The following is a 12327-nucleotide window of genomic DNA, read 5'->3' as shown; positions in this document are numbered from 1 at the left end:
GTCGGCCCGTCGTGACGGATCAATTCCCGGCTATTTCGCGCACTGCGCCTGCGCATTGAGAGCGCCTCCCGGACAGATCTTCCGCAACCAGTCGGACAACTCCTGTTCGCGACGACCGGCGGCCTGCAGCTTGGGATCCCAACGTGCGTGCAGCACCTTGGTGAATTGACGCTGCTGGTCCAGCGTCATCGCGCCGGCCTTGGCCTTCGTTTCCTGCAGGTCGCGTTCGTAGGCCGCGCGCACTTGGGCGGACTGTTCGTGCGCCTCCTGCATTTGCCGGTGCAGGGTCGCAAGGTCCGACGACGGAGGCGCGTTGCCCGAGGCAGCGCCCGTGGTCTTGGCCGGTTCCGCTCCGGCCTCTGTGCAGGGCTGATCCTGATAGACCGTGCGGCCAGCGACCTTGCACTTGTAGACCTCGGCCCACGCCGGCAGGGGCGCCTGCCAGATGGCAACAGTCAGCGTAGCGAACGCCATCCAGCGTGCTGTGGTCATCGGATTTCCTGTCTCTGGTTCAAAGGTCCCTGCCGGTGCAATGGTAGAACGGGTCGGGCGCAAAAAAAGAGAACCCTGACGAGCACGCATGTGCGCCACTGCAACTTCCGGGCATCGGACCTGCCGCCCTGAAGCCGCGATGCGCCTTGCCCGGCCGCCTCGGACCCGGATGATCGCGGGCTTCCAAGGTGATAGAACGTAGCCTGGGCACGGCCGTCATGACCCCGGGGCTTGCCCCTCCCCTCTGGATCTCTCTCGACCTGAAGCAACAAGGAGTTGCCGTGTCGCGCCTGATGAAGACCCGGAAGTTCGCACTACATGCCTCCCTCGCATTGGGCCTTGTGTTCGCCCTGACGTCCCTTGCCTCACGCGCCGATGAAGCGACGGCGACGGGACTGGCCGAGTTCGAAGGCCATTACGCGTATCGCGATGGCCAGCTGCTCGACATGGTCGCCAGCGGCGACACGCTGGTCGCGATCATCGGCGAAGGCAAATATCCGCTGCTTCGGGTTGGTCCGGATCTCTTCAAAAACGGCAGCGGTGATGCCATCCCGTTCCTGCGCGACAAGGCCGGTCGGATCACCGCATTCAAGGAAAACGAGCAAGCCTATGCGCGTCTTTCCGGAGCGATACCCGATGCCACGCGGCAACTGCTGCAACCGCGACCCAACGGCGGCGACGGAAAGCCCGCCACTTACCACTACCAGCCACCGCCGTCGCTGGGCGATGGCATCGCCACCGGACGCGCGACCACCCACACGTTGCCACCGACCGCGGCCGAACAACTGGTCCAGGGCGTGCTCGACGGCCGCTACGCCGACGTGCATTCCATCCTGATCTACCGCGGCGATCGCCTGCTCCTGGAAGAGTATTTCTACGGCTACGATCGACAGCGTCCGCACCAAATGCGCTCGCTCACCAAGAGCGTGGTCGCGCTTCTGGCCGGAATTGCCACCGGGCAAGGCCGCATGCGTGCTGACTCACCCGTGCTGCAGGGTCTGGGCGAGGTATCGCCGCTCAATCCGGATCCACGCAAGGCGCAAATAACACTGAAGCAACTGCTCAGCCACAGCTCGGGCCTGGCATGCAATGACCACGACTCGACATCGCCGGGCAATGAAGTCGCGCTCTACGACAAACCCGACTGGATCAAGGCTTTCATCGACTTGCCGATGATCGACGATCCGGGTCACGCGGGACGCTACTGTTCCGGCGGCATACTCGCGGCCGGCCGCATGGTGGAGCGCGCGGCCAGGACGCCCCTGCCCGACTTCGCCCAGGCGCACCTGTTTGCTCCGCTCGGCATTGCGCGCGACTCCTGGCAATGGAATTTCACGCTTGACCGGAGCCAGCGCAACGAATTCGGCCAGATCTACCTGCGCCCGCGCGACATGCTCAAACTGGGCCTGCTGATCAGGCAGCACGGCCAATGGCAGGGGAAAGATGTAGTACCCGCTGCCTGGACCGACGCGATGACCGCGCGCCAGTCGCATGTCGATGACAGCGACTACGGTTTGGGCGTCTGGCATCGCTGGTATGCCGTAGCCACTCCGACTGGCACGGAGAAGGTCGACACGATCATGTTCTCCGGCAACGGTGGCCAGAAGGTGTACGTGGTGCCGTCGCTCGACCTCGTCGCGGTGTTCACGGGCGGCGCCTTCAACCAGGATTCGCCCGTCAACACGATGATGGCGAAGGTGCTGCTGCCGGCGTTGCTGGAGCCCGCCTCGCAGCCGGGCAAATGACGAAGGCGACCGGGTCCGCCAATCCGGCCAGGGCGCGCGTTCCGTGCCCTCGCTCGCGAACCATACGCACCAGTCTGGACAGGACTGCAGACGCCGACGACACTCCCTGCATCACTGCAGGAAGCGACGCCGGAGAACCTGGATGGAAAAATGGATCCTGCTGGGCATGGGCCCGGTCTTCCTGGGACTGATCATCATCGAGGCGCTGTATTGGCGCCGCCGTCGTCCGGGCATGTACAGCTGGAAGGACACCATTTCCAACGCCACGCTCGCGCTGATGCATCAGGCCGCGGATGCCGTGGCATGGACGCTGGTGATCGGCGTCTACTACTTCGTCTACCGCCACCGTCTGTTCGACCTGCCTGCGTCCGCCTGGACCATTGCCGCGTTGTTTCTCGCGCAGGACTTCTTCTATTACTGGTTCCATCGCGCCAGTCACCGCATCCGCTGGATGTGGGCCTCGCACGTGACCCATCACTCATCCGAACGGCTCAACCTGTCGACGGCCTTCCGGCAGAGCCTGACTTATCCGATCTCGGGCATGTGGGTGTTCTGGCTGCCGCTGGCGTGGCTCGGCTTCGCACCGGCGCACATCGTCGCGGTAGTGGCGATCAATCTCGCCTTCCAGTTCTTCGTGCACACCCAGGCGGTGGGCAAACTGGGCTGGTTGGAGAAAGTGTTCAACACCCCTTCGCACCATCGCGTCCACCATGCGCGCAACGCCAAGTACATCGACCGTAACTACGCGGGTGTACTGGTCATCTGGGACAAGCTGTTCGGCAGCTTCGTCGAAGAAGACCCCGCCGTGCCGTGCGAGTTCGGGATCATCGGCCAGGTCCACAGTCACAATCCGGTCCGGCTGACCTTCCACGAATGGCTGTCGATGTTCCGCGATGCCTGGCGCGCGAATGGTTTGCGTGCCGCGCTGGCGCAACTGTTCGGACCACCCGAGCGCGCGCTTGCGCACGCAGTGGCCGCCGACGATGCGACGTAACGCCTAGGGCGGATTCAATCCGGCGGTTTGTGGGCCTGCTGTCTCCAGGGCAGCAATCCGGGCCAGTTCCGCCGGCAGCGCCCGCTGGAGATGGCCCATCAGTTCGGCCGCGCATGTCCCGTGGTTGGGGCCGCCGCTCTTCGACAGGGCGCGAACGTAGGTGAGCTCCCTGTCGACGGGACTTTGCAGCACGCGTCCCCTCGTCACGATAAGGAACCGCTCACCCTGGTACTGCACCGCGTACAGCCCGAGCATCTGTGCACGCCCTTCGTAGGTGACGCCGTCCAGTCGAACCAGCACCTGGCCGACAGCATTCCACGTGTCGAGCATTCCGGCCGGCACTTCGAAGTCACCTTGGGTGGAGACCGGAGCCGCAATGGCTGCAGGCACTTCACTCGCTTCCACGTGGCTTGTTGCCGAAGGCCCAGGGACAGCAGGTGGATCGAAGGCCCATCCAATGACAGGCACGGTGAGAGCGCAGAGTCCCGCAAACTTTGCGAAGAGACTGGGTTTTCTTGAGTGACACACGGCGAAGAACCCGGCGACCGCACGTTTTGGCTACCGTCGGAATGGCGGCACGGCACTTCCGATCGCAGCAACAGGATGCGCTGCGCAAACTTACCGCCGCGTCAAATTCGAGTATCGAAACCGAATGCTGACGAAACGAGTACGAGTCAGTGTTCTTCAGCTGAAGCGTTGCGCCAGATAGGCGTCAAGCTGCATTTCCAGATGCGTCGGTTCGCGCAGGAAATTGCATACCAGGGCGAAGAGCGGAAATCGTTCCCACGCGAACACGGCCTGTTGGCAAACGATGGTCGCCGTGTGCACGCCTTCGCTGCGGATGTTGACGCCGGATGCAGCCAATTCATCCGTCCGACCTGCCGCCAATTCGGCGCCGATGTGACGATGATGCGAGGACGCGCTCGTTGCCGATGTCACCAGATCGGCGAGGCCGGAAAAGGTATAGGCGGTTTCACGGCGACCGCCCATCAGCTCGGCGATGAGCCCCAGTTCACGCGTCGCTTCGGCCATGAGGAACCCACGCAGGTTGTCGCCCAGGCCGAGCCCCTCCGCGGCGCCGATGAGCGGCACGTAGACGTTCTTGAGGATCGCGGCCCACGCCGCTCCGTGCACGTCGTCGAGATATTCCAGACGAAGCGCCGAGCCTTCGAACAGGTTGATGATTTGCTGGCCGATGTCCGGCCGCGCACTCGCCACCATGGCGAAACCGGCTCGCCCGGCCTGGAGTTCGCGTGCGAGCATCGGGCCATAGATCAGGGCCCAGCCGATGCGGGAACCGAAATTGCGTTCGAAGATCTGCGCCGGCGTGCGGCCCTGCTTGTCCAGGCCCTTGGCGATGGACAGGCACACGATCCCGTCGGCAGCAGATGCCGCGAGACGTTGGGCCAGTTCGTCATGGGGATCGGTGGGCATGGCGAACACCACCACTTCGCGACCTCCGATCGCCTGCTCCAGGGGCTCGGTCTCCACGCCTGTCACCAGATCGCGATCCCAGATGGCGACTTCGTGCCTCGGCGCAAGCAGGGTCTCGAACGCGCGCCCCATGGCGCCATAACCAAGGATCAGGACTCGCCTGGCGTTGCCCCTCATGGCTCAGCTCCCTCAGAGCAAGTGTTACCGAAGATAACGGCAATCGGGCCCGCGTCGAGCCGTCCCCATTCGAGGTTTTCGGCGAACGCGTGGGATGTCGATTCCACCCATCCCCATTCGTCGTATCACCGAGAGCGCCAAAGACCGGCCCTCGCCAACCCAACACGGAACCCATCCATGTCCTTCCAGGCCTACCTTGACAACATCCAGACCAAGACCGGCAAGAGCCCTGCCGACTTCCGTTCGCTTGCCACCCGCAAGGGCTACGCCGATGCCAAAGGGCTGAGCCCGGGCATCAAGGCCGGAGACATCATCGCGTGGCTGAAGCAGGACTTCGACCTGGGGCATGGACACGCGATGGCGATCGTGGCGTTGCTGAAGGGACACAAGAAGGAGGGAGACCTTTAGGCCCACCGCGATATCGCGGTTAGCGGGAGCAGTCGCTTGCATCGAGATCGAGCGACTGCAGGATGCGACCACGTGCGTCCTGCGCGAACAGGGTCGCGCCCCAGGAAGTCGTCGGCACGTAGAGCACGAGCCTCTGCGATAGCGCGGTAGCCCCCAGTGTCCAGGGTCCCTTCAGCTGGCGTACCACGCGGTCGTGATGCAGCGTACGCCCGCGGTTCTCGCCCGCGCGCACTTCCGTTGTCTGCCCGTCAACGTGCAGTGCCATCCACACTTGCGCCGCCGGCGTGTGAGACCCGAGTCGCGCTGCTCCAATCGCAACCACCCAGTTTTCCTGCTGGCGATCCAATCGCAGTGCCAGTGCCGCCTGCGCCGGGCCACGCGTTTGTTGAAGCGCGCTCCGCCACGCGCGTTCGCGCGACCATGGGGCATTGACCAGATCGCCAAGCATGACCTGGGGCGTGTACACGGCCTGGCTGCCTGCCGCCGTGACGCGCGCTCGCTGCCGCTGCGAATACATCGGTGAGGCGTAGCGATCCGGCCAGCCGATGTCATCCCAGTAGTCGACGTGGAAGGCCAGATAGTTCGCATCGCCCCGCGCAAGTCGTTGCGACAGCCAGCGGTCCGCGGGAGGACAGCTGCTGCAGCCCTCAGAGGTATACAGCTCCACCAGCGGCAGGGTGGTCGCGCCACTGTGAATGCGGCAGGCCTCGGCCGCCTGGGTGCTGAAGCTGAGCAGGGACAGCAAGGAAATCAGCAAGAGGATTGGCGAGTGGATCGGTAAGCGCATGGATGGACCTCCACTCGAATACTGCACCCAATGGAGGGGGCCAAGGTACGAAACGGTTCGCCCCCCGCCGGCTCGTGCCAGCCATGCGCCGCGCGAGTTCTTCTACTACAACAACTGGGATTTCAACGTCGCCGGGCACGTTCTCGAACAGCGCATGGGCCGTCGCGTCTATGACGCGTTCTACGAGGAAATCGGGCGGACGCCTAACGCGCCCGCACCCTGTTCAACACCCGCAGCACGGATTCCGCACTGCGCACGATGTCGTCCTCGCTGGTCGCCCAGTTGGACGCGGAAATCCGCATCGCGGCCTGATCATGCCAGGTCGTGCCGCTCATCCAGCAGGTGCCTTCTTCCTGCACGCCGCTCACCACGTCGCGCGTGATCGCATCGTCATCGTCGAAACGAACGAGCACCTGATTGAGAACGACGTCGTTGAGCACGCGCACCCCGGAATCGGCGCAGAGCAGCGCGGCCATCTGGCGCGCACGCGCGCAGCAGCGATCCACCAGGGCTTCCACGCCATCACGGCCGAGACTGCGCAACGTGGCATAGGTCGGAAGCCCACGCGCACGACGCGAGAATTCCGGCGTCCAGTCGACCGCGTCGCGCTCCGCACCGCGGGTCTGGATCAGATAGGCGGCCATCGATGTCATCGCAGCGCGGTGCGCTTCCGCGTCGCGGACGATCGCGACACCGCAGTCATAGGGCACGTTGAGCCATTTGTGTGCGTCGGTCGCCCAGGAATCGGCGAGTTCGAGACCTTCGGCCAGCGCGGCGTGAGCACGGCTCGCCCGTGCCCACAGGCCGAAGGCGCCGTCGACATGCAGCCATGCGTCGGCCTTGCGCGTGAGCGTTCCGATCTCGCGCAAGGGATCAAAGGCGCCTGTATTCACGTTGCCAGCCTGCGCACAGACGATGACAGGACCCTCCAGCGTCGCGAGGGTGTGGTCAAGGCGATCGGTGCGCATCCGGCCCTGCGCGTCTGTCTCGACCCGATGCACGTTGCGCGTACCCAGGCCGAGATAGCGAAGTGCGGCGTCGATGGTGATGTGCGATTCGGCCGAGGTCACGACATGCACGCGCGGCGCGCCCTGCAGCCCATCGGCCTCGACATCCCAGCCCACGCGTTCCAGCACGGCATGCCGCGCGGCGGCCAAACCGGTGAAGTTGGCCATCTGGCAGCCCGTGACGAAACCGACACCGGCTTCGCGCGGCAGATCGAACAGTTCGAGCAACCACCGCGCGGCTACTTCCTCCGCCGCGGCCGCCAGCGGCGAAACGGCGTGGATGCCGGCGTTCTGGTCCCAGGTAGAAACGAGCCAGTCAGTCGCCAATGCAACCGGCTGCGAGCCGCCGATGACGAAACCGAAATAGCGCGGCGAGGCACATGCGGATATCCCGCGTGCGGCCTGCCCGGCGAGCAGATCCAGCACTGCGGCTTGGTCTTCGCCATGTGCCGACAGCGGCGCATCGAGCGCAGCCATCATTGCCTCGCGACCGGCACGCGCACCGACGTGCTGCTCCGGCAGCCGATGGAGATAGTCGCGCGCGTGCCCGTGAACGCGATCGAGCAGCGGGTCGAAGTCGCTGAAGGAAGGGGTCATGGGCGCCGCCCTTTTTGGGGTTACGCAGGATTATGTGCCGACGGCCACCCGCACATAAGGGCCCGCGGTGCCGCGGCGATCGAATCGTTCGGCACGCGGTACTACAGCTGGCGTCTTATCGGTGCTCGAGCGCGTAATCGATCGCCGCACACACCGCCGTCGCCTGCGCGACGTTGCATTGCTCGGGCGTGGCGCGCGGGCTGTCGGGATAAACCTCGGTAGTGGTCTTGTAGCGGGCATCGGTAATGCCTGCACAGAGACCGAGCTGCTTCAGCGGGTACTCGATGACACCCGGCGCGACCACGGGCGAACCGATGATCTCGCCCTTGTCGTCGGCGGGCGCGATGTGGGTGACATGCGCTACGGCGGCGATCACGGCCTGCTGGAATTCGGGCTGCGGATGTTCACTGTCGTCGACGAGATAGAAGCCATCGGGAATGCCATCCGGCTCGAAGGGCTTACCCTCGCGGGCCGCCAGTGCCGGACGGAATTCGGATTCGTCCGAATCGGTGGTCTCGTGCAGATCGATGTGAACCAGAACGCGATCGCGGATCGGGGAGATCAGGCGCAGCAGTGCGGCGGATTCCCCGGCCGGGCTGTCCTCGCGGAACGAGCGATTCGGATCGATCGCATCGGCATTCCAGCGGTGGATGCGTTCATACGCCCAAGGGCTGACGCATGGAACGACCAGGAGATTGACCTTGCCGGCGTAGTCCGCAGCATGCTTTTCGACGAAACGCAGGGCGCCATGCACGCCGCTGGTCTCGTAGCCATGCACGCCACCGGTGACCAACACGATCGGGAGTGCGTCATTCCAGTCGCGGCTCCTGATTGCAAACAGCGAATAGGCATCGGGGCCGTATTCGAGGCGGCCGTATTCCTCGATATCGAACCGCGGGCGCAGGCGCTCGATGACACTGAGCACCTCCGCCGCGTAGCTGCGATGGCGGGTCTGGCGCGACAGCCAGAGCGCGCGTTCCGCCGCACCCCAGGCAACTCCGGGTGTACCGATGGGATAGGTTGCCGGGGCAGTCGTCACGTCGAGCTCTTTGATCGCATCGGGAGGGGCTGGAGACTTTAGCACTCCTCCTTTTGGCTCTCCCGGACGCGTGCATGGCGCTTCGGAATAACGGGTGAGCCCATTTTTGTCGCACCCGTTTCCACACCGTGCGCCGCCCCCCCCACCACGACTCAATGCACGGCGTAGACCTTGCCGGTATCCGAGCCTTCCACGGAGCGGCTGTAGCCCAATGCGGCGCGCGCCGCCGGCACCGGTTCGAAGCCGCGGAAGAACGGGCCCAAGTCATCCATCGACTCCACCAGCACCCCCGGACTCACCGCGTTGATGCGGATGCCGCGCGGCAATTCGATCGCGGCGGCGCGGACGAAGGCCTCGATACCGCCATTGGCAAGACTCGCGGCAGCGCCATGACGGACCGGCTGGTCGAACAGCACGCCCGAGGTCAGGGCTATCGAGCCGCCATCGCGCAGGTATTGCTGGCCGATCAACGCGAGATTCACCTGCCCCATCAGTTTGTTGGCGACGCTGAAAGCCCACTGCTCAGGCGTGAGCTCCAGCAACGGCGCCCATCCGACCTGGCCAGCCGCGGAGACGATCGCGTCCAGCGGACCGAGCGGTTCCAGCGCACGGCGGATGCTGTCGGGATCGGCGAGGTCCAGGGTGATCTGCGCCCCCTTCCGGCCTGCCGCAATCACTTCGTGCCGCTGGCCCAGTTCCGCAGCGACCCCGCGCCCTACCGTGCCATGGGCGCCCACCAGAAGAATCTTCATCTTGCGTCTCCGTATCGACCGGATTGGTCATTTCAGACAGCCTAATGACGCGTCAGACCCAGATAACCCGCCTAAAAGTGGATATTCTGTTTACACATGGAAACAGTCAGCGACCGCTTCGACCAGGCCCTTGGGCTCCTCACCGTGGTGGAAAGCGGCAGCTTCACCCGTGCCGCCGAGTGCCTTGGCGTCTCCAAGGCTCACCTGAGCAAACAGGTGCAGGAGCTTGAAGCCGCCCTGGGCGTGCGCCTGCTCCACCGCACCACTCGGCGCATTGCCGTGACGGATGCCGGACGTCTCTATCTCGACTTCACCCGCCAGGCACGCGAACTGATGGGCGATGGCGAGCGCGCGGTCTCGGCCGTGCGCACCGAAGTCGACGGTCTGTTGCGCATCACCGCGCCGACGTCCTTCGGCGACGCGTTCCTGGTCGATCTGCTGGCCGATTTCCGCGCACGCCATCCCCAGGTGCGCTTCGATGTGGACTTCTCGATAGCGCAGCGCGACCTGGTCGGAGAAGGCTACGACTTTGCCTTCCGCATGACGCGCACCCTGGATCCGTCGCTGATCGCGCGCGGCATCGGTGTCATGCGCGAGCTCATCGTCGCCAGTCCTGGGTTCCTCGCCCAACACGCGCCCCAGGACATCTCCGACCCCGGCCAGCTAAGCGCGCTTGAAGCGATACGCCACCGCTCGTTTCGCGATGACGGCCAATGGATTCTGCAGCGTGGCGAGGAATGCGTAACCGTACCTATGCGGGGCTCGCTGGCCATCAATCATTTCATCGGCATGCGCCGCGCCGCGCTGCGTGGCATTGGCATCGCGCGACTTCCGCGCTATCTGGTCTTCGATGAGTTGCGCAGCGGCCGCCTTGTCCAGCTGCTGCCCGAATGGCGGTTGCCCACGACATCGGTCTCCCTGGTCTATCCCAGCCGCGAACACCTGCCACAACGTTCGCGCGTGTTCCGCGATTTCGTCGTCGAATGGTTCGACGATCCGGAACATTCCGAGCTGCTGCGCTGAGACTGCGATTCAACGCGTCCGACCGGCACGCTCGCCGCGCGAACTTCCGAATTCCCCGCTCGCTTTCGCCCCGTTCCGCGTGCTTTCCCGTCGCGCGAGCAGGTGCTGCAAAGCAGCATTGGCTGGATTGAAACGACACACGTCCCGCAGTAGCGTCCCGATCGGCGTCACATGACGCTGTCGAAAGAGGAGTGCGAATATGCGCAAGCAAACATCGTTCGCGATCTCGGCTTGTGCGGTGATGCTTGTAGGTCTCTCGGCGAGCAATGCATTTGCAGGTGAAGTGAAGGGCCCACCGGGCACCCAGGACAACACGCGTTTCACCGGAGCCCCGGAGCACGCGAACTCGAACTGCGCCTACAGCGGGTTGAACGACTTCGATTCGCTGGATCCGATTGGTCAGATGGTATCGATCGTCCAGACGGCAGCCGATGCGTGGAAGTTCTACTTCCTCGAGCATGGGTTCCCGGGCAAGGACGGCGCCTGCCGCGGCGGAACCAACGAGTCGCGGGGCAAGTAGTTGAGCCAAGGTTGCCCGGGCTCTGGATGAGGCCGGGCAAGCGGTGAGCACGGAAGTCGTGCTCATGAGTCGCTCTGCAGACGCACCCCCGATCGGGTAAATGGGAAAACCTGCCCCACACTCGCAGACTGCAGGGTCGCGCCGAGGAGGCAGACGACCCATTCGCAGCTTCGCGCAAGTAGGACGAGAGGTTTACTCCTTCGTCGCCTGCTGCGCGAGACGCATCGCTTCGGCGACGCCGCCAACTGCCAGCGCGACCGCGTCTTCTGCCTGCTTCATCGCGTCTTCGACCTTGTCATACCCCGCAGCGATCGCCGCCGACACGGCGGCATGCGTGTTCTGCAGCTGCGCGGCGATGTCTTCGGCAGATGGCGCAGGCCGGACTTTCTTCTTCGTGGCAGCCATCACCCCTCTCCTTGCTTCGGCTTGCGGGCATCCATGCCTCCCAACAGGTCGCCTAGCCGCTCGATCGTCTGCGCGACGTCATCGCCTGCAAGCACCTCGCGCGCAAAGCGCAACGCATCTTCCGGACTGGACTCGAGGATGGCCCGTGCCGCCGCGGTGGTCACCGCGTTGCGCAGGATGTAAGCCTGCTGTTGCTGCGCGACCGCGTTCTGCATAGCAAGCCCGATCGCGTGAGCCATCATCTGGTCGGCCATGGCGCGAGCCTGCGATTCCGCCGAACCGACGACCACGGCGTCTACCTGGGACACCGCGTCGGTGATCTGACTGTTGACTGTGGTTTCCTTGGCCATGGTGCTACTCGCGATCGCGCGACCCGCCCACGAGGGCGTTGACGCAGCGCGTCGTGACGGCCAGCGCCACGCTGTTTGCATTCTGCTGATGGGCAACCGCGTTCTGGGCGGCGGTCCCCATTGACTGTGCCAGCGTCTGGTAGAGCGACCCCATGGCAACAGCGGGGGCATCCGCGAGGACTTTCACGTTGGCCTGCGTGACGGCGTCGGTGATCTGGTCATTGACTGCAGTTGGAAATGCCATCGTCGTCCTCCCCTTACTTGCCGGCCGCGCCGAGGAGCGATTCGACGCAGCGCGTGGCAACCGCCTGCGATACCTGATTGGCCGCCTGCTGATTCGCCGTTGCGTTCTGCGCCGCGATACCGGCGGCCTGGGCGATCGTCTGGTAGACCGCGCCCATTGCCATTGCAGGTGCATCCGCAAGGACCTTTACGTTGGCCTGCGTGACCGCGTCGGTGATCTGGGAATTGACTGACGTAGGAAATGCCATGCTCAAACTCCGTTTTGAGTGCCCGCGGATGCGGGTCGCGCCACCTTAAGTGCGCGCGACCATCCCACGCAAGGGACCAAGCCTCGAGCAACTCTGAGCGAACAGA

At 64.5% G+C, this 12327-nt stretch carries 16 protein-coding genes; 5 read left to right on the top strand and 11 right to left on the bottom strand.

What is annotated here, in order from left to right:
• Positions 1–30: 30 nt before the first annotated feature.
• Positions 31–492: a DUF4124 domain-containing protein gene (locus ACYVGK_RS12230; protein WP_460734031.1), complete on the bottom strand. Its 462-nt coding sequence runs from the start codon at positions 490–492 to the stop codon at positions 31–33.
• A 281-nt stretch (positions 493–773) separates the two neighbouring features.
• Between ACYVGK_RS12230 and ACYVGK_RS12225 the strand changes: the two genes are divergently transcribed.
• Complete coding sequence (locus ACYVGK_RS12225) at positions 774–2237, top strand: serine hydrolase domain-containing protein (protein WP_460734030.1); 1464 nt, start codon at positions 774–776, stop codon at positions 2235–2237.
• Positions 2238–2379: 142 nt separating this feature from the next.
• Entirely contained in the window at positions 2380–3231 is an 852-nt protein-coding gene (locus ACYVGK_RS12220) for a sterol desaturase family protein (RefSeq protein WP_460734028.1), read from the top strand.
• A gap of 3 nt (positions 3232–3234) precedes the next feature.
• Here ACYVGK_RS12220 and ACYVGK_RS12215 read toward each other — a convergent pair whose 3' ends face one another.
• The gene (locus tag ACYVGK_RS12215) at positions 3235–3621 is read right to left on the bottom strand and encodes a hypothetical protein (RefSeq protein WP_460734026.1); all 387 of its coding nucleotides are present in this window, start codon (positions 3619–3621) and stop codon (positions 3235–3237) included.
• Positions 3622–3915: 294 nt separating this feature from the next.
• Positions 3916–4842, bottom strand: coding sequence for a hypothetical protein (locus ACYVGK_RS12210; protein WP_460734024.1), 927 nt, complete (start codon positions 4840–4842; stop codon positions 3916–3918).
• Positions 4843–5019: 177 nt separating this feature from the next.
• On the opposite strand from ACYVGK_RS12210, the gene ACYVGK_RS12205 reads away from it, so the two are divergent.
• Positions 5020–5250 (top strand): DUF4287 domain-containing protein, encoded by a 231-nt coding sequence (locus ACYVGK_RS12205; protein WP_460734022.1) that lies wholly within the window; start codon positions 5020–5022, stop codon positions 5248–5250.
• Positions 5251–5269: 19 nt separating this feature from the next.
• Here ACYVGK_RS12205 and ACYVGK_RS12200 read toward each other — a convergent pair whose 3' ends face one another.
• The 4 genes from ACYVGK_RS12200 to ACYVGK_RS12185 all read right to left on the bottom strand — a co-directional run bounded on the left by ACYVGK_RS12200 (position 5270) and on the right by ACYVGK_RS12185 (position 9432).
• Positions 5270–6037, bottom strand: coding sequence for a DUF1223 domain-containing protein (locus tag ACYVGK_RS12200; protein WP_460734020.1), 768 nt, complete (start codon positions 6035–6037; stop codon positions 5270–5272).
• Between the two features lie 203 nt (positions 6038–6240).
• Complete coding sequence (locus ACYVGK_RS12195) at positions 6241–7641, bottom strand: pyridoxal phosphate-dependent decarboxylase family protein (RefSeq protein WP_460734018.1); 1401 nt, start codon at positions 7639–7641, stop codon at positions 6241–6243.
• A 115-nt stretch (positions 7642–7756) separates the two neighbouring features.
• Positions 7757–8680, bottom strand: a complete 924-nt coding sequence (locus ACYVGK_RS12190) for a M14 family metallopeptidase (RefSeq protein WP_460734016.1) — start codon at positions 8678–8680, stop codon at positions 7757–7759.
• A 152-nt stretch (positions 8681–8832) separates the two neighbouring features.
• Positions 8833–9432, bottom strand: a complete 600-nt coding sequence (locus ACYVGK_RS12185) for a short chain dehydrogenase (protein ID WP_460734014.1) — start codon at positions 9430–9432, stop codon at positions 8833–8835.
• Positions 9433–9528: 96 nt separating this feature from the next.
• On the opposite strand from ACYVGK_RS12185, the gene ACYVGK_RS12180 reads away from it, so the two are divergent.
• Both ACYVGK_RS12180 and ACYVGK_RS12175 read left to right on the top strand, forming a co-directional pair.
• Positions 9529–10455 carry a LysR family transcriptional regulator gene (locus ACYVGK_RS12180; protein ID WP_460734013.1) on the top strand — a complete coding sequence of 309 codons (927 nt, stop codon included), beginning with the start codon at positions 9529–9531 and terminating at the stop codon, positions 10453–10455.
• Positions 10456–10654: 199 nt separating this feature from the next.
• Positions 10655–10975: a hypothetical protein gene (locus ACYVGK_RS12175; RefSeq protein WP_460734011.1), complete on the top strand. Its 321-nt coding sequence runs from the start codon at positions 10655–10657 to the stop codon at positions 10973–10975.
• Between the two features lie 192 nt (positions 10976–11167).
• Here the strand turns inward: ACYVGK_RS12175 and ACYVGK_RS12170 are convergent, their stop codons facing one another.
• Genes ACYVGK_RS12170 through ACYVGK_RS12155 form a run of 4 tightly spaced genes read right to left on the bottom strand, consistent with a single transcriptional unit; the run spans position 11168 to position 12221 of the window.
• Complete coding sequence (locus ACYVGK_RS12170) at positions 11168–11380, bottom strand: hypothetical protein (RefSeq protein WP_460734009.1); 213 nt, start codon at positions 11378–11380, stop codon at positions 11168–11170.
• Positions 11380–11730 carry a RebB family R body protein gene (locus tag ACYVGK_RS12165; protein WP_460734007.1) on the bottom strand — a complete coding sequence of 117 codons (351 nt, stop codon included), beginning with the start codon at positions 11728–11730 and terminating at the stop codon, positions 11380–11382. Before ACYVGK_RS12165 ends, ACYVGK_RS12170 begins: the two co-directional genes overlap by 1 nt.
• A 4-nt stretch (positions 11731–11734) precedes the next feature.
• Positions 11735–11974, bottom strand: coding sequence for a RebB family R body protein (locus tag ACYVGK_RS12160; RefSeq protein WP_460734005.1), 240 nt, complete (start codon positions 11972–11974; stop codon positions 11735–11737).
• A gap of 13 nt (positions 11975–11987) precedes the next feature.
• Positions 11988–12221, bottom strand: coding sequence for a RebB family R body protein (locus ACYVGK_RS12155; RefSeq protein ID WP_460734003.1), 234 nt, complete (start codon positions 12219–12221; stop codon positions 11988–11990).
• Positions 12222–12327 lie beyond the last annotated feature (106 nt).

This window comes from Lysobacter tyrosinilyticus, from assembly GCF_054779815.1.
The sequence above is the reverse complement of the archived record's forward strand: the minus strand, read 5'-3'. Positions and strand labels throughout refer to the sequence as shown.